This window comes from Methylobacterium sp. P5_C11 (genome assembly GCF_054049775.1).
Map to the genome: position 1 here is coordinate 91,143 of NZ_JBFULS010000024.1, position 21,053 is coordinate 112,195.

The 21,053-nt window shown below is 71.9% G+C and carries 14 protein-coding genes; 4 read left to right on the forward strand and 10 right to left on the reverse strand.

Features of this window, described 5'->3' with window-relative positions:
* Positions 1-62: 62 nt before the first annotated feature.
* The 7 genes from ACXJKQ_RS14860 to ACXJKQ_RS14890 form a co-directional block, all read right to left on the reverse strand.
* Positions 63-1,292, reverse strand: a complete 1,230-nt coding sequence (locus ACXJKQ_RS14860) for an ABC transporter substrate-binding protein (RefSeq protein WP_457106490.1) — start codon at positions 1,290-1,292, stop codon at positions 63-65.
* Positions 1,293-1,560: 268 nt separating this feature from the next.
* Positions 1,561-2,448: a 3-keto-5-aminohexanoate cleavage protein gene (locus ACXJKQ_RS14865; protein ID WP_457106491.1), complete on the reverse strand. Its 888-nt coding sequence runs from the start codon at positions 2,446-2,448 to the stop codon at positions 1,561-1,563.
* A gap of 17 nt (positions 2,449-2,465) precedes the next feature.
* On the reverse strand, positions 2,466-3,224 hold the full coding sequence (locus tag ACXJKQ_RS14870) for an SDR family NAD(P)-dependent oxidoreductase (protein ID WP_457106492.1): 759 nt from the start codon (positions 3,222-3,224) through the stop codon (positions 2,466-2,468).
* Entirely contained in the window at positions 3,221-4,171 is a 951-nt protein-coding gene (locus ACXJKQ_RS14875) for a 3-hydroxyacyl-CoA dehydrogenase family protein (RefSeq protein WP_457106493.1), read from the reverse strand. The genes ACXJKQ_RS14870 and ACXJKQ_RS14875 overlap by 4 nt, the downstream gene beginning before the upstream one ends.
* 66 nt (positions 4,172-4,237) lie before the next feature.
* Positions 4,238-5,089, reverse strand: coding sequence for an AAA family ATPase (locus tag ACXJKQ_RS14880; RefSeq protein ID WP_457106512.1), 852 nt, complete (start codon positions 5,087-5,089; stop codon positions 4,238-4,240).
* A 244-nt stretch (positions 5,090-5,333) separates the two neighbouring features.
* Positions 5,334-5,978 carry a hypothetical protein gene (locus tag ACXJKQ_RS14885; RefSeq protein ID WP_457106494.1) on the reverse strand — a complete coding sequence of 215 codons (645 nt, stop codon included), beginning with the start codon at positions 5,976-5,978 and terminating at the stop codon, positions 5,334-5,336.
* A complete protein-coding gene (locus ACXJKQ_RS14890) occupies positions 5,975-7,234 on the reverse strand; it encodes an ATPase (RefSeq protein ID WP_457106495.1) in 1,260 nt (419 codons plus the stop codon). The genes ACXJKQ_RS14885 and ACXJKQ_RS14890 overlap by 4 nt, the downstream gene beginning before the upstream one ends.
* A gap of 313 nt (positions 7,235-7,547) precedes the next feature.
* On the opposite strand from ACXJKQ_RS14890, the gene ACXJKQ_RS14895 reads away from it, so the two are divergent.
* Both ACXJKQ_RS14895 and ACXJKQ_RS14900 read left to right on the forward strand, forming a co-directional pair.
* A complete protein-coding gene (locus tag ACXJKQ_RS14895; protein ID WP_457106496.1) occupies positions 7,548-9,392 on the forward strand; it encodes a cation:proton antiporter domain-containing protein in 1,845 nt (614 codons plus the stop codon).
* Between the two features lie 616 nt (positions 9,393-10,008).
* Positions 10,009-11,031, forward strand: a complete 1,023-nt coding sequence (locus tag ACXJKQ_RS14900) for a helix-turn-helix domain-containing protein (RefSeq protein ID WP_457106497.1) — start codon at positions 10,009-10,011, stop codon at positions 11,029-11,031.
* Positions 11,032-11,090: 59 nt separating this feature from the next.
* On the opposite strand, the gene ACXJKQ_RS14905 is transcribed toward ACXJKQ_RS14900, so the two are convergent.
* On the reverse strand, positions 11,091-11,498 hold the full coding sequence (locus ACXJKQ_RS14905) for a hypothetical protein (RefSeq protein WP_457106498.1): 408 nt from the start codon (positions 11,496-11,498) through the stop codon (positions 11,091-11,093).
* 335 nt (positions 11,499-11,833) lie between these two features.
* On the opposite strand from ACXJKQ_RS14905, the gene ACXJKQ_RS14910 reads away from it, so the two are divergent.
* Positions 11,834-13,009 carry a vWA domain-containing protein gene (locus tag ACXJKQ_RS14910; protein WP_457106499.1) on the forward strand — a complete coding sequence of 392 codons (1,176 nt, stop codon included), beginning with the start codon at positions 11,834-11,836 and terminating at the stop codon, positions 13,007-13,009.
* Between the two features lie 181 nt (positions 13,010-13,190).
* On the opposite strand, the gene ACXJKQ_RS14915 is transcribed toward ACXJKQ_RS14910, so the two are convergent.
* Positions 13,191-13,511, reverse strand: coding sequence for a 2Fe-2S iron-sulfur cluster-binding protein (locus ACXJKQ_RS14915; RefSeq protein WP_457106500.1), 321 nt, complete (start codon positions 13,509-13,511; stop codon positions 13,191-13,193).
* A 147-nt stretch (positions 13,512-13,658) separates the two neighbouring features.
* Positions 13,659-13,976: an Hpt domain-containing protein gene (locus ACXJKQ_RS14920; RefSeq protein WP_457106501.1), complete on the reverse strand. Its 318-nt coding sequence runs from the start codon at positions 13,974-13,976 to the stop codon at positions 13,659-13,661.
* 287 nt (positions 13,977-14,263) lie between these two features.
* Here ACXJKQ_RS14920 and ACXJKQ_RS14925 point away from each other — a divergent pair.
* The coding region (locus ACXJKQ_RS14925; protein ID WP_457106502.1) for an apolipoprotein A-IV repeat region-like domain-containing protein at positions 14,264-21,053 on the forward strand (6,790 nt) is incomplete at its 3' end.

Below are 21,053 nucleotides of genomic sequence, written 5' to 3' on the forward strand. Positions count from 1 at the left end.
GCCGTCTGGATTGCTTCGCTCCGCTCGCAAAGACGGCGATGCCGGAATGATCGACCCGACGCCTACTTCGCCGACATGCCGGCCAGCATCGGGCAGCCGCCTTCGCTCATCGGGCGGAACGCCTGCTCGGCCGGGATCGTCTCCAGCACCTTGTAGAGGTCCCACTCGCCCTTCGACTCGGACGGCGCCTTGGCCTCGAACAGGTACATCGGGTGGATCTTCCGCCCGTCCGGCCGGATCGTGCCCTTGCCGAACAGCGGGTCGTCGGTGGGCAGTTCCTTCATCTTGGCGACCACGGCGGCGCCGTCCTTGGCCGAGTGCAGGGCCGCCACCGCCTTCAGGTAGTGGAGCGTGCTGGCGTAGACGCCGGCCTGATAGGAGGTCGGCTTCTTGCCGGGCATGCGCTTCTCGAAGCGCTCCGCGAAGGCGCGGGTGCCGTCGTTGAGGTCCCAGTAGAACGAGGCCGTGAAGTCGAGCCCCTGCGCCACCTCCAGGCCCAGCGAGTGGATGTCGGTGATGGCGATGAGCAGGGCCGCGAGGGTCTGGCCGCCCTGGCGGACGCCGAATTCGTGCGCCTGCTTGATGGCGTTGGCGGCGTCGAGCCCGGCATCGGCGAGCCCGATCACCTGGGCGCCCGATCCTTGCGCCTGGAGCAGGAACGAGGAGAAGTCCGGGTTCGGGAACGGCGTGCGCACGCCCCCGACGACCGTGCCGCCGTTCTTCTCCACGACCGCCTTGGTGTCCCGCTCCAGGGCGAGGCCGAAGGCGTAGTCGGCGGTGATGAAGTACCAGCTCTTGCCGCCGCGCTTGAGGATGGCCTTGCCGGTGCCGTTGGCGAGCGCCGCGGTGTCGTAGGTCCAGTGCACGGTGTTGGGCGTGCAGGCCGAGCCGGTGAGGTCGGCGGTGCCGCCGCCCGAGTTGATGAAGGCCTTGTTCTTCTCCTTGGTGATCTGCGCGATGGCCAGCGCCACCGAGGAGGTCGGCACGTCGAACACCGCGTCGACGCCGTCGCGGTCGTACCATTGCCGGGTGATCGAGGCCCCGACATCCGGCTTGTTCTGGTGGTCGGCGGAGACGACCTCGACCTTCAGCCCATGTTCCTCCGGCTTGAAGTCCTCGACCGCCATGCGGGCGGCCACCACCGAGCCCTCGCCGGTGGAGTCGAAGTAGACCCCGGAGCGGTCGTTCAGCACGCCGATCTTCACCGGCACGAGGTCGGCCGCGAAGGCGGCACCGGCGCCGAGCGCGCACAGACTCCCGAGCAGCCGCGCGGCGCGGTGGCGGAGCGTCATGTCTCTCTCCCTGTTGTGTGAACGCGGCGGCGTTGATCGCGGCTCGCGGTCGTCCGGATGCAGCGTATCCGCGGAGGGACGCGGCCGGAACGGGCGCGCGTGAGGATGCCGGCGATCCGTCAGGGTCGCCCCGCCCCGCTCGAGGTGCCACCCCCGTCTTTGCGAGCGGAGCGAAGCAACCCAGCCGGCACCACGATCACGGATGTCCCGCTGCCCTGGGTCACGTCGCTGCGCTCGTGATGACGGGTGAGCGACGGCAATCGGACTCTCAACCGCCCCGCGGCGCCAATCCGAAGATCGCCCGCGCCTGATCGGGCGTGGCCGGCTCCCGGTCGATGTGGGCCAGCAGGCTCACGGCCTTCTCCACCAGGGCGGCGTTGCTCGGCGCGAGCGTGCCGCGGGACAGGTACAGGTTGTCCTCCAGCCCGACTCGGACGTTGCCGCCCATCCCGGCCGCCACCGCGAGGATCGGGAACTCCTCACGGCCGATGCCGAAGGCCGACCAGACCGCGTCCTCCGGCAGCCGGGCGCGCATCGCCACCAGGGCCTCCGGCGTCGCCGGCGCCCCCCAGGGGATGCCGAGGCAGATCTGGAACAGCGGCGGCCGCGCCAGGTGCCCCTCGGCGATCAGGTGCCGGGCCAGCTCGATCTGGCCGAGGTCGAACACCTCGATCTCGGGCTTCACGCCCGCGTCGCGGATGTGACCGGCCATCGCCCGCAGGTGCGCGGGGGTGTTGAGGAACAGGTGCTCGCCGAAATTCATCGTCGCGACGTCGAGGGTGCAGATCTCGGGCTTGAGGGCCGCCACGTGCCGGGTGCGGGCCTCCGGTCCCACGAAGGTGGTGCCCGGGCCGGCCACGGCCGGGTCGGGGTCGCCGGGCACGAACCGGCCCCCTGCCCCCGTGGTCAGGTTGAGGATCACGCTGTCGTTCTGGTCGCGGATCCGCTCCACCACCTCGCGGTAATGGGCGAGTTCCATGCTGGGGGCGGCGGTCTCGGGATCGCGGACGTGGATGTGGACCACGGCCGCCCCCGCGGCGGCGGCCTCGAGGGCCGACTGCGCGATGGCCTTCGGGCTCACCGGCACCGCCGGGTTCTTCCGCGGCGTGTCGAAGGAGCCCGTGAGGGCGCAGGTGATGACGGTGGTGCTCGACATGTGTGTCCTCCCCGGGCTCAGATGGCCCCGCCGTCGACCGTGAGGGTCTCGCCGGTGATGTAGGCGGCGCCCGCGCCCAGGAAGAAGATCGTCTCGGCGATGTCCTCCGGCCGGGACATGCGGCCGAGCATGGTGCGCCCCACGGTCGAGGCCTTGCGCTCCTCCGACCAGGGCTCGGTCCAGGGCGTGGCGACGAGGCCCGGCGCCACCGCGTTGACCCGCACGTCGGGCGCCAGCGCCCGGGCGAGGCTGCGGGTCAGGTTGATCAGCCCGGCCTTGCTGGCCGAGTAAGCCACCGACGAGCCGCGCCGGCCGAGCCCGGCCACCGAGGCGGTGTTGACGATGGCGCCGCGGCTCGCCTTGAGGGTCGCGGCCGCGGCCCGGGCGCAGCGGAACGGCCCGAGGAGGTTCGTCGCCAGGATCGTCTGCCAAAAGTCCTCGGTCATCGCGTCGAGGTCCTCGAAGGCGATCGGTGTGGTCGTGCCCGACGTCCCGGCATTGTTGACGAGCACGTCGAGGCCGCCGAGCCGGTCGATCCCGGCCGCCACCATCGCCTCGGCCTCGCCCGCCCGCGACACGTCGCCGGGCAGCGCGATCACCGAGAATCCGGCTCCGGCGAGCCGGGCGGCCTCGTCGGGGCCGCGGGCATCGTCGGGCAGGTGGTTCAGCGCCACCATGGCGCCGTTGCGGGCGAAGATCTCCACCGTCGCCAGCCCGATGCCCGACGAGGCCCCGGTGACGAGGACGCGCCGTCCCGACAGATCCGCTGCGATCATGATCCCTCCATCCGGCCGATCCCGGCCATCGCCGCCTTGAGCGCCAGGAGCTTGCGGTCGCGCTCGCGGAACAGCTCTTCCGGCGGCCGCCCGCCCCAGTCGAAATAGCCCTTGCCGGCCATCACCCCGGTCCGGCCCTCGGCGCAGAGGGCGTCGAGGGTCTCTGAGCGGGTCCGCGGGGGCGGCGGCGCGTAGCTACCGTTGGCCAGCGCCCGCTGGGTCAGCTCCAGGCCGGTGAAATCCGCCTTGGCGAGGTGGCCGAGGATCGGGATGCGTAAGGAGAGCCCGTGGATGATCGCGTCGTCGATGTCCTTCGGCGCGGCGACGCCCTCGTCGAGGAGGCGGAACACCTCGGCGCTGATCGCCTGCTGGATGCGGTTGGCGACGTAGCCCGGGATGAAGCGCTTCAGCACGATCGGGACCTGGCCCAGGCCGCGCACGAACTCGGCCATGGCGGCGACCACCGCCGGATCCGTCCCGGGTCCCGGCACCACGTCGACGAGGTCGACGATGTAGGGCGGCGTGTACCAGTGCAGGATCAGCGCCCGCGCCTGCCGGCGCTCCGGGATCAGCGGGAAGACGTCGAGGTAGCTGGTGTTGCTGGCGAGGATCGCGTCGGCCGCGCAGAGCCGGTCGAGCTCGGCGAAGAGCGCGCGCTTGGCCTCTGGGTTCTCGGTGATCGCATCGATCACGAGGCCCGCGCCGTCCACCGCGGCCTCGAGTTCCGCCTCGACCCGGACGGCGCGCGCCAGCCGGTCGGAATCCCAGCCTTCGGGGGCGGCGCCGGCCTCCCGCAGGGTCGCGAGGGCCGAGTCCATGAGGGCGGGCACCCGCGCGCGGGTTTCCGGTTGCGTGTCGGTGATCCGCACGCCGTGCCCGCCGAGCGCCAGCACCAGGGCGATGCCGTGCCCCATCAATCCGCCGCCGACGACCGCGATCTCGCCCATGCCGCACGCTCCCTATCCCTGCCCCGGGCTCCTCTCGCGGGAGTCCTCGGGTCTTGCTTCCGTCGCTCAGCCGCCGCGCTGGTCCCGGCGCATCATGAAGGCCAGCTTCTCGAACAGGCTGACATCCTGCTCGTTCTTGAGGAGCGCCCCGTGCAGCGGCGGGATCAGCTTGCGGCCGTCCTGCTCGCGCAGGGTCTCGGGGGCGATGTCCTCGGAGACGAGGAGCTTCAGCCAGTCGAGCAGCTCCGAGGTCGAGGGCTTCTTCTTGAGGCCCGGCACCTCGCGCATCGCCAGGAAGGTCCGCAGGGCCTCCTCGACGAGGCGGTGCTTGATGGCCGGATAGTGGACGTCGACGATGCGCTGCAGCGTCTCGGCGTCGGGGAACTTGATGTAGTGGAAGAAGCAGCGGCGCAGGAACGCGTCCGGCAGCTCCTTCTCGTTGTTCGACGTGATGATCACCACCGGCCGGCGCACGGCCTTCACGGTCTCGCCGGTCTCGTAGACGTGGAACTCCATCCGGTCGAGTTCGGTCAGCAGGTCGTTGGGGAACTCGATGTCGGCCTTGTCGATCTCGTCGATGAGCAGGACCGGGCGCTCGGGCGCGGTAAAGGCCTCCCAGAGCTTGCCGCGCCGGATGTAGTTGGAGATGTCCGAGACCCGCTTGTCGCCGAGCTGCGAGTCGCGCAGGCGCGAGACCGCGTCGTATTCATAGAGCCCCTGCTGCGCCTTCGTGGTCGACTTGATGTTCCAGACGATCAGCGGCGCGCCGAGCCCCTTGGCGATCTCCTCGGCCAGCACGGTCTTGCCGGTGCCGGGCTCGCCTTTCACGAGGAGCGGCCGTTCCAGGACCACGGCGGCGTTGACCGCCGCGGTGAGGTCGGGGGTCGCGACGTAGGTCTCGGTTCCGGAAAAGCGCATCATGGTCTCGGAGAGGTGGACTCGGGCCGACGGGTAACGCGGGGCGCGGGCGGCCCGCAAGCGCCGTCCCTGTCTGATCGACCCAGTCGGCTCCGGCTGATGCGCCCGCCGAATGGTCCGCGCCGTCATCACGAGCGAAGCGAAGTGACCCAGAGCAGCGGGACGTCCGGAGGCGTCGCGGCGCCCTGGATTGCTTCGCTTCGCTCGCAAGGACGGGACGGCGGAGCCTCAGGGGGAGCCAGCGTCAGCCCTTCTCGTGCCAGACGCAGTTCCGGGCCAGGATCTCGAGGTTCACGTCCGACTTCTGCGGCTGCGGCAGGGTCTTGCCGTCCATGGCGAGGTCGATCTTGATCTCGACCTGACCCTTCGCCTCGGCTGTGCGGCGGGAGAAGTAGCAGTATTGCTGGTAGGGCTGATCGGCGCTGTCCTTGAAGTTCCAGCCGGTCACGATCTGCCCGTCGAGGTAAGGAACCTGCTTGAACACCGTGAAGGTGGTGTTCACCGTCGCCTTCGAGGCCGGGGCCGCGTCGCTGCCGAGCTGCGCCTTGGTGGGGGTCGGCGAGGCGGCGGCGACCTTGGGCAGGCCCTCGAGCTTGAGGGTGTTGTCGGTCAGCGTGACCTCGCCCTTGGTCTTCAGCGTCACGTCCGAGAGCGCGGCCTGCATGGCGGCGGCGATCTTCTCGGCGGCGGTGTCGAACCGGTTCAAGGTCGCCCAGCCATAGGCCGCCGCCCCGATGCCGATGCCGGCGAGGCACGCGAAGGCGCCGAAGCCCAGAGCCCGGAACAGGAAGGCCCGGGCGGCGACGTAGCTCGAATCCGCCCGCAGGCGGGAATTCACCTGCTGGGCGAGGGCGATGTTCTCGGGGGTCCCGCTCGCGACGTAGTTCATGCGCCGGCTCCAGCGGCAGGGAGGGTCGAGCCCGGATGGGTCTGGTTCGGCAGCGCCTGCTGGCCCTGGGCCGGGCGGTTCATCGGGATCACCGCGCCCGACGCGTTGGCGGCCCGCGGCAGCATCGGCTCGGGGTTCGAGCGCAGGGCGTCGGCGATCGCGTCGAGCATGTAGGGGGCCGCCTCCGGGTTCACGGCGGCGCCGAGGTCGTCCTCGTCCATGAAGGTCCGGCGGGTCGAGACCGCGCAGAGCGCCAGGATCGTCGACGCGAAGGCCGCGCAGACCGCGGGCAGGAACACGAAGATCCGCAGGAAGGCGTGGACCTGGCTCTCGGTCACGTCGATCGGGTCGACGCCGTAGACCATGGCGGTGAAGGAGTGGAGCTGCGAGCGGTTGACCGCGTTGCGGTAGCCCTGCTCGGCATCGGCCACGCGCCGGTCGGCGGCGCCGGGATCGAGGGCGGCGCGCGCCTTGCGGGCCTCCTCCAGGTCCTTGATCATCCCGGCGCGGTCGGCCGACGCCTTGGCGACGCCCTGGGACAGGGCGGCGACGCGGGGGTCGGCCACGCATTTCAGGTTCTGGTACTTCCGGCCCTTGCTGTTGGTGCCGAACACCCGCTCGCAGCGCTGGGCCGGCAGACCGGCGAGCTGCTGGGCGTTGTCGGCGGAGCGCTTCTCGATCTGGTCGAGTTCGGACGTGTACTGGGCCACGCGCTCGTCCGCCGCCTTGATCCGGTCGCCGATCGTGGCGCGGTCGGCCTGGGCGTCCTTCAGGGCGGTCTTGGTCCGGGCCGCCTCCATCAGGCGGGGATGGAACATCATCTCGCCGAGCTGTGACACCGACTTGGTGGTCACGCCCGCCGCGAAGATGATGCCGAGCACGGCGAGGCCGCGCACGAAGTGCGAGCGCTGCGTGCGGGCCAGGATGCCGAGCGGCACGCGGCACAGCTCGACGGCGGCGTAGACCAGCGGCGCCAGCAGCATGAAGTAGAAGGCGTGCCAGTCGCCGTCGCTGTAGACGCCCGCGAACAGCCACGCGCCCCAGAGCGAGGCGCCGATCACCATGAACTCGACGAGGTACGCGATCGCCACGTAGCCCCACTTGATCCGGTAGCCCTTCTCGACGTGGCGCTGGTGGCGCCAGCGGTCCGATTCGAGCTTCCACTCGCGCTTCTCGCGGTCGAGATCGCGGCTGGGGAGCGCTGTCGGGCCGGAGAATATCGATTTGAGGGAGATCATCGGCCTCGTCGCATCCATCGGGTCCAGTCCCGGGTCCGGCCGGGCCGAGCTTAACCCCCGGTTTACTCGGGCGTGTATGGGCGCATTGTGCCGATTTTGAGCCGGGTTGCACGCACCCGCCGGACACATCCGCCGCGCGATCGCCCGCGGCATCGCCCGGGTGACGTAAATGTCTCACCCGATCGACGTATCCGGCTTGTGTCGGAGCGCACCTGCGCCGGCCCGTTCCGGGCCTGAAAGCGGTTGCCCGCAGCACAGCGACGACCCATGATCGCGAAGCCGTGATCGGCGCCCCCCACAGCCCCGAGAGACGAGGTTCGATCCGCCGCCGATGCCAGAGGTCCACGCCGGCTCCTACAAGGAAGCGATCCTGTTCCTCGTCACGGCGGGCATCGTCGTGCCGCTGTTCCATCGCCTGCGGATCTCGCCGGTGCTCGGCTTCATCGGCGCCGGCGCCCTTCTGGGGCCGTTCGGTCTTGGCCGCCTGGCTGATGCCCACCCCTACGTGCACCTCTTCACCATCGGCAACCGGGCCGAGATCGCGCACCTCGCCGAGTTCGGTGTGATCTTCCTGATGTTCATGATCGGGATCGAGCTGTCCTGGGAGCGCCTGCGGGTGCTGCGCCGGCTGGTCTTCGGCCTCGGGTCCCTGCAGGTCGGCTGCTCCGCGCTGATCCTCGGGGCGATCCTGTACGGGCTCAGCGTGCCGCTCACCGGCGCGGCGATCGTCGGCATCGGCCTCGCCCTGTCGTCCACCGCCGTGGTGCTGCCGGTGCTGGCCGAGCAGAAGCGGCTCAACGCGCCCACCGGCCGGACCAGCTTCGCGGTCCTGCTGTTCCAGGATCTGGCGGTGGCGCCGGTCCTGTTCGCCATCGCGGTGCTCGGCCGCGACGACGGCGGCGACAAGGGCTGGGCGCTGGCCATGGCGCTCGGCCAGGCCGCCATCGCGCTGGTCCTGATCGTGGTCGCGGGCCGCCTCGCCCTGCGCCCGCTGTTCCAGCTGGTGGCGCGCACGCGCTCCACCGAGCTGTTCATGGCCGCCTGCCTGCTGGTCATCGTCGGCACGGCGCTGACCGCGGCGGCGAGCGGCCTGTCGATGACGCTCGGCGCCTTCGTGGCCGGCCTGCTCCTCGCCGAGACCGAGTACCGGCGGGCGATCGAGGCGACGATCGACCCGTTCAAGGGCCTGCTGCTCGGCGTGTTCTTCGTCTCGGTGGGCATGAACCTCGATCCGGCCCAGCTCATGGCGAGCCCCGGCGCGATCCTCGGCCTGTCCCTGGCCCTGGTCCTGATCAAGGCCGCCGTGGTGATGATGGCGGCCCCCGTCCTGAAGATCCCCCGGCCCGTGGCCCTGGAGACGGCGCTGCTGCTCGGGCCGGGCGGCGAATTCGCCTACGTGCTGATCGGCGGCGCCATGGCCACCGGGCTGGTGCCCGAGGAGGTCGGGGCCGCCGCCCTGGTGGTGACCACCGTCACGATGATCATGATCCCGGCGCTGGCCGCGATCGGCCGGCGGCTCAAGCTGCGCGCCACCGCCCACGCCCAGGCGGCCACCAAGGCCGAGCCGCTGCCGGAGCGGTTGGAGAACCGGGTGATCGTCGCGGGCTTCGGCCGGGTCGGCCGCCAGGTCGGCGAGATGCTGGAGCGGCACAAGATTCCGTACATCGCCCTGGATTCCGACGCGGCCCGGGTCGCCGAGCAGCGGCGCTCCGGGGCGCCGGTCTATTTCGGCGACAGCGGCAACACCGAGATCCTGCGCCGCTGCGACATCGCCACGGCCCGGGCTCTGGTGGTCACCCTGGACAACCCGCGCGCCGTCGAGGCGGCGGTGACGGCCGCCCGTGCCGAGCGCCCGGACCTGACCATCGTCGCCCGCGCGCGCGACGCCCGCCACGCCTCATCGCTCTACGAACTCGGCGTCGACGACGCGGTCCCGGAGACGATCGAGGCCTCGCTGCAACTGTCGGAGGCGGTGCTGGTGGATGTCGGCGTCCCGATGGGGCTCGTCATCGCCTCGATCCACGAGCGCCGGGACGAGTACCGCGCCCTGCTGAAGAAGCGCGAGAACGAGGCGAAGCCGATCTTCCGGGCGCGCCGGACCGTCGGCAAGGCCCTGGCCAAGCCCCCCGCCAAGCGGGAGCCCGAGCGGCAGGAGGCGGCCGGCCAGGAGGCGTGAGGGCGGCCTTCCGCGGTCGCCGCCGGAGCGCCGCGACGCGCGCGGCCGCGATGGTTCGCGGCCCGGCAGGAGCGGCGCGATCGCGCGCGGGGCCGACCCGACCGTCCCCGCGTCGTTCAGATCCCGCCTAGCGGACGGCCTCGAGGCTGTCCGGGCGGTCCCGCGATCGAAAAGGCAATTCGGGCGCGGCCCGCGGAAGAGCGATGTCTTCTCCTGCGCGAAGGGCCTGCCGGCCGGGGCCGTGATCAACGCTGCACCCCTGTCGGTCGGATTCCAAATCCCTCAGCGGCCCCAGCGCCGGCCGGCCTGCCGCCGCCGCGCGCGGGTGACGCACTACGTCTGATCACATCTGCGTGATATCTGGTTTGTCCGTTTAGTATTATATTCGATGACGGAATTCATCTTGCAGGGATCTGATGCTGGAATTCGATCGGGGGCGGCCGACGCGGTTCAGCAAATACAATCGATGCGTTGTTCCGATCGATTGTATTTATATTGATTTGAGGGCGAGATTTGCACTTTGATGAGAAGGGCTATTCGATTCTAGGGGTACGTCAGCTGCCAATATCGAACCGGTCAGCGGGAGACCGGGCAGCCGGGGCTCGGGTAGGCGGCGATGGGCGACAGGCAGGAATGGGATCACGGCGGCAAACACGACCGCATCATCGCTCGGCACGCGACCTTCAGCATGAGCACCGACGACGTGCCGCGGCATGCCAGCTTCGAATACTGGGAACATGCCTGCCGAAACGCCGTCGGCCTATTCGAATTCGTCGATTATGTGCGGAAAGGTTTCCGCGCTGGGCTGGACATGTTCGCGATCGACACCATCAAGGTGTGCCACTATTCCGGCGTCGCCCACACTATGGAGCGGCGGAAAAGTCATCTCCGGTCGTCGGATACGGATGATTACAACATCATCCTCGGATCGCGGCGGACCTGGAACTTCGCGCAAGGCCGCTACCAAGAGGCCGTTTCGGGCGGCATCTCGCTCATCGACAATGCCCAGCCCTACGTGGGGGCTCACCCCGAGGGGCTCGACGTTGTCAGCTTCCTCATCCCGCGCGCGATCCTGGACCGGGCTCTTGGACCGAGCCGCCACGCCGTCGGATCGTCGATCACCACCGCGCAGACGAGCTTCCCGATCGTCGCGGGGTATCTTCATTCCCTCGTCGAGCACGGCGCACTGCTCGATCCTGCCCGTCAGGCGCGCATGGCCTCGGTCGCCGTCGAACTCCTCGCGGCGGGTTTCGCCGAGCGGCTGGCGGTCGATCTGCCCCGGTCCCTCAGTGGAGCCGCGATCCTGTGCCGGGCGCAGGCCTTCATCACCGAGCACATCGGCGTCGAGGGCCTTTCGATCAACGATGTCGCGGCCGCCCTCAACATCTCGGTCCGCCGGATTCAGGAAGTGGCCAGCGCGGAGAACGTCGCGCTCATGGACTGGATGTGGGAGCGCCGTCTGCAACTGGCGCGCGCCAAGCTCGCCGATCCGACCAACGGCGTCGTGCCGATCGGGCTCAACGCGTATCAATGCGGGTTCGCCAGCCAGGCCCACTTCTCCCGCCGCTTCAAGGAGCGCTTCGGGCAGACGCCGACCGAGTTCAAAGTGTTGGCCGTCTTCCAGCGGCAGCGGCATTGAGGGACCTCTGCGACCGCCGGCGCGCCGTGGGCGCCGGCGATGCGTCCGCATTCCGCCGCTCAGATCAGGACGGGATGCGCATCCTCGTGCTTGGCCTGCCGCGCCACGCGGCTGCGGGGGGCCGGCTCGAACCCGTCGGCGAAGCTGCAGCGGTAGACCAGTTCGTCGGCTGGCCCGAGGCCGGTGACCAGGGGCACCGTCACGGTGTCGCCGGAGAAGCGCCAGCCGCGGGCGCCCTTGTCCCAGTACAGCCAGACCGTACCCGGATACCCGCGAAGGGTGAAGACCGCGGCCTTGCGCGACAGGGCCTGCACCGCCCGCGGGGCGTACATGCCCTTGTCGCGATACGCGTCCCGGGTCGCTTCCGGCTGGCGATCCATGAAGGTGTTGCGCACCAGCTGAATCGTCGCCCCCGGCTTCCCGAGAAACCGCTTGAATTCCGTCAGATTCCGCAGGATGACCGCCATCGCAGGTCTCCTCGCTAGCCCGGTGTGGGCCGCGTCGCCGCGTCCGCACACACTCGATGTGACGAGTTGAGCGATTCCCATGACCGATTGAGTGACTGCACGAGGCTTGTCCGGTCACATATCAACAGATTCGACGACTTATACCCAGGTTATGAGTCCCATCGGCGTGCGGAGACTCGCTCAGCCCCCGGAATCCGCGGCTTCGACAGCACTGAATCTTGTCGGCCATCGCCGAAGACTCGACATCGGCCGGTGAAAGTCCCGCTCCGCTTGGCGCGGACCGGACCGATTCGTGCGGGCTTGACCCGGGCGCGCGGCTGGCGCGTTCTCCCGGCATGCTGCTGCAGTTCTTCACGGCCCTCCGGGACGCCAAGGTCCCCGTCTCCCTGAAGGAGTACCTGACGCTGCTCGGCGCCCTCGACCGGGGCCTCGCCGGGCACGACGTCGAGGCGTTCTACTTCCTGTCGCGGACGGCGCTCGTGAAGGACGAGGCGCATCTCGACCGGTTCGACCGGGTGTTCGGCACCGTGTTCAAGGGTCTGGAAAGCCTCGGCGCGGCGGTGGAGCCCACGGCCATCCCCGAGGAGTGGCTGCGGAAGCTCGCCGAGAAGTACCTGACCGAGGCCGAGAAGGCGGAGTTGAAGGCGCTCGGCTGGGACAGTCTGTTCGAGACCCTGAAGCAGCGCCTCGCCGAGCAGAAGGGGCGCCACCAGGGCGGCTCGAAATGGATCGGCACCGGCGGGACCTCGCCCTTCGGCGCCTACGGCTACAATCCCGAGGGGATCCGCATCGGCCAGGACGGCAACCGGAACTTCCGGGCGGTGAAGGTCTGGGACAAGCGCGAGTTCAAGGATCTCGACGACGACCGGGAGATCGGCGCGCGCACCATGCGCCTGGCGCTCCGGCGCCTGCGCTGCTTCGCCCGGACGGGGGCGGCCGAGGAGCTCGACCTCGACGGCACGATCCGCGCGAGCGCCCGCCAGGGCTACATCGACGTGAAGCTGCGGCCGGAGCGGCGCAATGCCGTGAAGGTGCTGCTGTTCCTGGACGTCGGCGGCTCGATGGACTGGCACATCGAGCAGGCCGAGGCGCTGTTCTCGGCGGCGCGCTCCGAGTTCAAGCACCTCGCGCACTACTACTTCCACAACTGTCCCTACGAGGCGGTCTGGACCGAGAACCGGCGGCGGCACGAGGCGAAGACGCCGCTCCTCGACGTGATCCGCACCTACGGCAGCGACTACCGGGTGGTCTTCGTGGGCGACGCCTCGATGAGCCCCTACGAGATCGCCACCCCCGGCGGCTCGGTCGAGCACTGGAACGAAGAGGCCGGCGCCGTCTGGATGCAGCGGCTCCTCGACCATTTCCCCAAGGTGGCGTGGCTGAACCCTGTGCCCGAGACCCACTGGGGCTACACCCAGTCGATCGGCATGATGCAGCGGCTGGTGGCGGGCCGGATGTTCCCCCTCACCCTGGACGGGCTGGACGCGGCGGCGCGGGCGCTCGTGCGGTGAGCGACAGGGTCACCGCATCACGGCATGGTGCGCTCCGACCCGCCGCTGCCGTCTTCGCGAGCGCAGCGAAGCAATCCAGCGGCGCTGCGCACATCAAGGTTGCGCTACCCTGGGTCGCTTCGCTGCGCTCGCGATGACGGCTGAGAGGGAGACGCCGGGAACGCCTTGAAGTGACGCCGGCTCAGCCCTGCTGGGACGGCGTCGTCACCACGAGGCCGTCGAGGTCCGGGGTGATCTTGATCTGGCAGGACAGGCGGGAATTCTCGCGCACGTCGCTGGCGAAATCGAGCATGTCCTGCTCCATGTCCTGGGCCTTGCCGACCACCTCGATCCACGCGTCGGCGACGTAGACGTGGCAGGTGGCGCAGGCGCAGGCGCCCCCGCATTCCGCGTCGATGCCCGGCACGTTGTTGCGCAGAGCCGTCTCCATCACGGTCGCGCCGACGCTGCCTTCGACGGTTCTTTCCGTCCCGGCGTGGTCGACGTAGGTGATCTTGGGCATGCTGGGGGCTCCGGGCTCGCGTCGGGCGCAATCTGTCCGACGGGCGGCGTGCCTGCTTGGCGGCAGAGACCGCGGAATGCAAGCGCGGCGGTAGGCGCCCGTCGCGGATCGATCGCCGCATCGCGTGGGGCCGGCCCGGGCGGCCTGTCAGGCCGGCCCGCCCGCGATCTCGGACAGCGCCGCCGCGACCGCCGCGGCGAGGTCGTCCAGGGGTGGCATCCCTCCGTCCCGCAGGCGCCGCTCGGCGGCGTCCGCCAGGCCCCAGACCCGCTCGGCCCCGACGCCCGCGGCCGAGCCCTTCAGGGTGTGGGCGAGGTCGGCGCGCTGATCGGGCGGCAGGGCCGGGTCGGTGAGACGGGGCAGGATGGCGCGGCACTGGCCGGCGAACAGCGCCAGAACCTCGCGGGCGAGGTCAGCGTCCCCGCCGGTCTGGGCGTCGAGGGCCGCGAGGTCGATGGCCTGCATGCGTGAGGTCCCGGGATCGGTGTTCTTCGGGGATTGCTGGGCTGATCCACACGATTCAACCGCTGATTCGTCGCCCGGGGATCGCGCCGGACCCCTTCCCTGCGGCAGGATGGAAGAGGCGGCGAGCGGCGGGCTCGGTAACCATTCGGTTAACGTTTTCTGGGGCCGGCCGATGGCTCGGGTATCGACAGTCGGTGCCTGGGTCTAATCTTCGATGGTAAACGGGGTGTTGCGTCTCCGGCATCAGCCTCCCCAGGTGCCGGTGAGCCCGTGTAACGAGGCGTTGAATGGCGATCGAGAAGAAGCTGAAGGACCCGGCCGAGGCCGCGCTCTCTGCGATCGAGCAGGCGCTGAACCTCGACGCCCTGACGCCGACCGGCACCGATGGCCGCGCCGAGCCGCGCCTGCCCGATGTCGGCGACGCCGAGCCGCTGCTCGACGGCGGCCTCGATGCCGCCGGGCGGACCATGCCGCCGCGCCTCGACCCGCCCCTCGCCTCCGACCTGCCGCCGCCGGGCCTGGACCGCCCGCGCCGGGAAGGCGGCCTCCTGCCCCCCGACCGTTCTCTGGTGGCCAACGACGACCGGCGCAACATCGGCATCCTGCAGCAGACCCTGCGGGTGCGCTCCTCGCCCAAGCCCTATCTCTTCGCCCTCGCCGCCGGGGCCGTCTGGATCGGCGCCCTGGCGCTGATCGCGTGGTCGAAATCCGACGGCGACCTGCGCGCCGTCGTCTCGGGGCTCTCGGCCCTGCAGGCGAGCGTCGGCGCGGCGGCCCTGTTCGGCCCCGTGGTGCTGTTCGTGATCGCCGCCATGCTGGCGGTGCGCGCCCAGGAAATGCGCCTCGTCGCCCGCGCGGTCGGCGAGGTCGCGGTGCGTCTCGCCGAGCCCGAGAGCTTCTCCACCGACGCGGTCCTGACCATGTCGCAGACCGTGCGCCGCGAGGTTGCGGCGGTGGGCGACGGCGTCGAGCGGGCGCTCGCCCGGGCCGGCGAGCTGGAGACCCTCGTGCGGGGCGAGATCGCCACCCTGGAGCGGGCCTATTCCGACAACGAGATCCGCATCCGCTCCCTCGTGGACGAGCTGGTGGCCCAGCGCGAGGCGATCGTCACCAACGCCGAGCGGGTGCGCAGCGCCATCACCGGGTCGCACCAGAGCCTGAGCCAGGACCTGGAGGGCGCCTCCGACCGGATCGTCTCCGCGGTGACCGGTGCGGGCGAGCGCGTGACCGGTGCCCTGGAGACCCGCGGCGCCGCGATCACCGCCTCCCTGGGCGAGGCCGGCGACCGGGTGGTCAACCTGATGACCGCCCGCGGCAGCGACCTGATCGACAATCTCGCGGCCACCAGCCAGGAGGTGCGCGGCGGGTTCCAGGAGATCGGCGAGACCCTGACCCGCGCCTTCGAGAGCCGCGCCGGCGAGGCGACCGGCGCCTTCCAGGCCGTCGGCAGCGCCCTGGCCGACCGCCTGTCCGAGAATGCCGGCACCCTCACCCGGAGCCTCGAGGAGACGGGCACGCGGGTCGGCGAAGCCCTGGCGCATCAGGCCGGCACGGTGCGCGAGAGCTTCGAGCGCTCGGTCACGGGGCTGGAATCCGTCTTCCTGTCGCGGGGCTCGGAGCTGACCGAGCGCTTCGGCGCGATGGGGGCCGAGATCACCGCCCGCTTCGCCGATACGGGTTCGGCCCTTACCCAGGACATCGCCGGCCGCGGGCTGGCGCTGCGCGCCGAGATCGAGAGCGCGGGCCTGTCGGTCGCCGAGACGATCGAGGATCGCGGACGCGACGCCCAGGCCGCCCTGGCACTGGCGGCCGGCGGCGCCGGCGAGGCCCTGACGAACCGCGCCCATGCGGTGCGCGACGACCTCCTCGGCACGGCCGAGCGGATCGCCGAGGCTCTCGCCGAGCGCGGCGGTTCCCTCGCCGACCGGATGGACGGCATCGCGGCGCGCCTGGACGAGACCGTGACGGTCCGCGCCGCCGACCTGGAAACCCGGGTGGCGGCGGCGGCCGAGCAGGCCGGCGGCAGCATCGCGCACCGCACCGAAACGGTCGCGGCGCGCCTGGAGGCCGCCTTCACGGCGCTCGGCCAGGGTTTCGAGACGGGTGCCTCCTCCGCGGTCCAGTCGCTGCGGGGCACCGTCGAGGGCCTGTCGGGCGAGATCGACGGCCGCACCGCCGAGGCGGTCGCGGCTCTCCAGCGCGGGGCCGAGGCGGCCACCGCCGCCCTGCGCGGCACGACCGAGGAAGCCACCGGCGCGGTCGAGGCCCGGACCCTCGAGGCCGTTCGGGTGTTCGAGCGCCGGGTCGCGGATTCCGCCGCCGCCCTGTCGGCGCGGACCGAGGAGGCGGCCGCCGCGCTGCGGACCGCCGCCGATCAGGCGGGCAACGCCGCCGAGACGCAGACGCGGGATGCCGCCGCYCGGCTCGCCGGCGCCCTGGAGACCCTGCGCAACGCCTCCGCCGAGGTCACCGGCGCCGTCGAGGCCGAGACCGCGATCCTCACGACCCGGTTCCGCGACGTCGCGGACCGCGCCGGCACCGAACTCGGCGCCCGCGGCACGGCCGCCGTCTCGGCGGTCCGCGCCGCCCTCGACGACCTCAACCGCGAACTCGCCGCCCGGACCGGCGACGCCACCGGCCGCCTCGCCGAGGCCGCCCGCGCGATCTCGGCCGATCTCGCCGCCCAGATCGGCGAGATGGAAGCGGCCTTCGGCGCGCACGGCCAGAGCGTCGCCCAGTTGCTCGCCAGCCACGCCGACGAGACCCAGGCCCGGATCAGCGGCACCGGCCGCGACATCGTGCTCGCGGTGGCGAGCCAGGGCGCCCGCATCGCCGACACCCTCAGCCAGACCGGCGCGAGCTTCGCCGAGACCGCCGACGGCCGGGTCCGCGCGATCGACGAGACGCTGGGCAGCCGCCTCGCCGCCCTGCAGGAGACCATCGCCCGCGGCGACATCCTGGCCGACCGGATCGGCCGCGACACCGCCGCCCTCGGCGAGACGGTCGGCGCCCGCCTGGAGGAGATGGACAGGCTCCTCACCGGCAAGGGCGAGGCCGTCGCCGAGACGATCGCCGCCCGGGCGCGGGAGGCCGGCAGCCTGATCGAGACCCATCTCGGGGGCCTGGAGACGCGCTCCGCGGAACGCGCCGCCGAGATCGCCGCCGCCGTGGCGGCGCTTGTCAGCCAGATCGACGGTCATTTCGGCAGCCGCACCAGCGCCGTGGACGACGCGCTGCGCGCCCGGACCGACGAGATGGCGCGGGTCATGACCGAGGGGCATCGCGGCCTGATGGAAATGCTGGAGGGCCGCACCTCCGGGCTCGGCCAGGACATCGCCCGGCACACGGGCGAGATCGCCCGCCGGATCGAGGAGAGCGCCGTCCATTTCGACACCGGCGTCATCGGCCGCCTGCAGGCGATCGCCGAGACCCTTGACGCGCGCGCCCGCCTCGTGGACGAGAGCTTCGGCGTGCAGGCCTTCGAGGCGATCCGCCTCATCGAGGCGCGCACCCGCGCGGTGGACGAGGAACTGGCCGGGCGGACCCGCGACCTCGTGGGGATGATCGCCGACCGGACCGGCGGCCTCGAAGGCGCCATGGCCGAGCGCGTCCGCGCCCTCACCGGCACCATCGAGGAGGCGACCCGCGGCCTCGAGGCTGCCCTGGCGAACCGTGCGGAGTCCCTGGTCCGTCTGGTGGACGAGCGCACCGAGACCGCCGACGCGGCGCTGACCGCCCGCACCGACGCCGTCCACGCCGCCTTCGCGGAGCGGGCCGACCGCCTCGGCCACCTGATCGACGCGCGCATCGCCACCATGTCGGGCGAGCTCGACGAGAAGGGCCGCGCCGTGTTCGGGGCGATCGGCGGCCGGATCACCGAGCTGGCCCGCCTGCTCGATCGCGGCGGCTCCTCGCTCGCCGAACTCATCGACCAGCGCGGCGAGAGCGTGCTCGCCAAGCTCCAGCAGACCATCGCGGATGCCGAGCGGATGCTCGATGCCGGCGAGGGCCGCCTGGGCCACACCCTGTCGAGCCGCACCGCCGACATCAGCGGCCTGCTCGACGACGGCGTACGCTCGGTCCACACCCTGCTGGACGACCGGACCAACCAGATCCGCGTGATGCTGGACGAGCACGCCGGCACCCTGGCCTCCACCCTCGACGGCCGCATGGAGCCGATCCACGCGGCGCTGGACGGCCGCGGGCAGGCGCTGGTCGCCGCCCTGGAGGGCGCGTTCGGCTCCGCCACCGGCGCGCTCGACGACCGCACCCGCCAGCTCGGCGGCCTGTTCGACGAGCGCCTCGGCCATCTCGAGACTCTGGTCGAGGGCCGCGGCACCCGCCTCGCCGACACCCTCGCCGCCCGCGCCCAGACCCTGCGCACCCTGTTCGAGGAGGCTCATACGGCCCTCGACGGCGTGGTCGAGGGCGGCGGCGGCCGCTTCGCCGCCACGGTCGATGCCCGCATCCAGTCGCTGCGTGCGGTGCTGGAGGAGGCCCCCGCCGCCGTCTCGGCTCTGGTGGAGACCCGCGAGCGCCAGCTCGCCGCGAGCCTCGACGCCCGCACGCAGCGCCTCCACACCCTGTTCGAGGAGGCCCAGGCCGGCCTGCGCGACCTCGTCGAAGGACGCGGCCAGGAAGTCGCCGACGCCATCGCGGCCCGCACCGAGGGCCTGCGCACGACCCTCGACGCGGCGCCCGCCCAGATGGCGGACCTGCTCGACGGCCGCCTCTCCGACCTCCAGGGCCTGTTCGAGCGGGCGCAGGGCGAGATCGACCGCCTCGTGGATACCCGCGGCCGCCAGATCGCCGGGACGATCGAGCACCGCACCCAGGCGCTCCAGGCGACCATCGAGGGGGTGAACCCGGCCATCGCCGGCCTGCTCGAGGAGCGTGAGAACCGCCTCGCCGAAACCCTCAAGGAGCGGACGGGCGAACTCCAGACCCTGTTCGACCGGGTGCAGAACCGCCTCGGCGCCCTGGTCGAGGGCACCGGCCGCGACGTGTCCGAGCGGGTCGACGCGCGCATCGAGACCCTGCGCTCGACCTTCGAGCAGGCACGCGCGTCCATCGAGGGGCTTCTTGAGGACCGCGGCCAGGCCCTGGTGGCGGCGGCCGAGGACCGGACCGGCGCCCTGGTGGAGGTCTTCGATACCCGGCTGCGCGCGCTCGACGGTGCCGTCGAGGGCCGGACGGGCGCCCTGGTCGAGGCGTTCGACGCCCGCCTGCGCGCCCTCGATGGCGCCGTAGAGGGTCGCACCGGTGCCCTGGTCGAGACCTTCGACGCCCGGCTGCGGGAGCTGGACGGCGTGGTCGAGGGCCGCACCGCGGCCCTGGCGCAGGCCGTCGAGGCGCAGAGCGAGGCCCTGGCCCGCGGCGTCGATGCCCGCGCCGACGCCTTCACGCAGCGCATCGACAGCCGCATGCGGCTGTTCGCGACCCTGGTAGCGCAGCGCGCCGACACCCTGGCCACCGCCTTCGACGACCGCCACGACGCCTTCGCGGGCCTCATGGATGAGCGCACGGCGTCCCTGGTCGCCGCCCTCGACGAGCGGGCCCGCGCCCATGCCGAGCAGGTCGAGGCCCACAACGCCGCGCTGGCCGAGACGCTCAGCCGCCGCGAGGCCGCGCTCGCCGGCCTGATCGACGCCCGCACCGAGGCCCTCGGGGCCGGGTTCGAGCGCCGCGCCACGGCGCTCGGCGCCCTGGTGGATGCCCGCGGCGAGGCCCTGTCCCGCCGCCTCGCCGAGAGTGCCGAGACCCTGGTGCGCGCCATCGAGGAGCGCGGCGGCGCGCTGCTCGCCAGCGTCGAGGGCAGCGGCCGCGCCGTCGGCGATAGCCTGGAGGGCCATGTCGAACGCCTGCGCGGCGCCATCGACGGGCCGATGATGGACCTGTCGCGCGCCCTGTCCGACCGGGCCGAGGCGATCGAGCGGACGCTCGCCGAGACCGGCGTGCCGCTCGCCGAGAGCCTGCGGGAGCGGACCGAGGAACTGGCCGTGCAGTCGCGGGCCTCGGCCGAGCTGCTGCGCGCCGCCGTCGAGGACGGTGCGGGCCGCACCCTCTCGGAGCTGTTCGAGACCAACGACCGGATGGGCCGCGAACTCGGCAGCCTGCTCCAGCGGATCGAGGCCGCCAACACGGCGCTGACCGACCTCGTGGCCGGGGCCGACACCAATCTCGGCGCGATCGAGCAGGGTCTCGCCGGCCGGATCGCACAGGTCCAGGGGGCGCTGGAGCGCATCGCCGCCGAGACCGGCCGGGCGAGCGCCGGCGTCTCGGCCCAGGTCGAGGCCCTGCGCGGTGCCGCCGACGGGGCGCTCAGCGAGGCGTCGCGCCTCGCCGAGACCCTCGACGGCCGCGGCCGCTCGCTCGGGGAGCAGACCGCCGCGCACGTGGCGGCCCTCGACCGGGCCGCGACCTCCCTGGCGGCCATCGAGGAGCGCCTCGACTCGGCCCTGTCGGGCCGCGAGACGAAGCTCACCGAGGCGCTGGCCACCTTCGAGGCTCGCGCCGCCGCCCTGGAGCAGAACGGCAACGCCCTGGCGCAGACCATCGAGCAGACCCTGCGCGCCGCCGAGGAGCGCGCCCGCAGCGTCGGGGAATCCCTGGCCCAGTCGGCCCAGGGGGCCGGGGCCTCGGTGACGAGCGCCTTCGCCGACCTGAAGGACAGCGCCAGCGCCGAGGGCGAGAAGGCCGCCCAGGGCGTCCGGCAGGTCATCGCGGAGGCGTCCCGCGAGATGCGCAGCGGCTTCCAGGAGGCCCAGGCCAGCTTCGGCGACTCCTTCTCGGCCCTGCGCGAGATGGCGGGTTCGATCCGCGGCGAACTCGACGCGACCCGCGCCGAACTCGCCAAGGGCGTCCTGGAGCTGCCGCGCGAGACGCAGGACGCTACCGGCGAGATGCGCCGGGTGGTGGCGGACCAGATCAAGGCGCTCAACGAGCTGTCGTCGCTGGTCTCCCGCTCCGGTCGCTCGGTCGACGTCGCCCAGCCGCAGGCCCAGGCCCAGGCCCAGGCCCAGCGCCGGGTCGCGGAGGGCGGCAGCCGCGCCGTCGCGGCGCCGTCCGCGGCGGTGC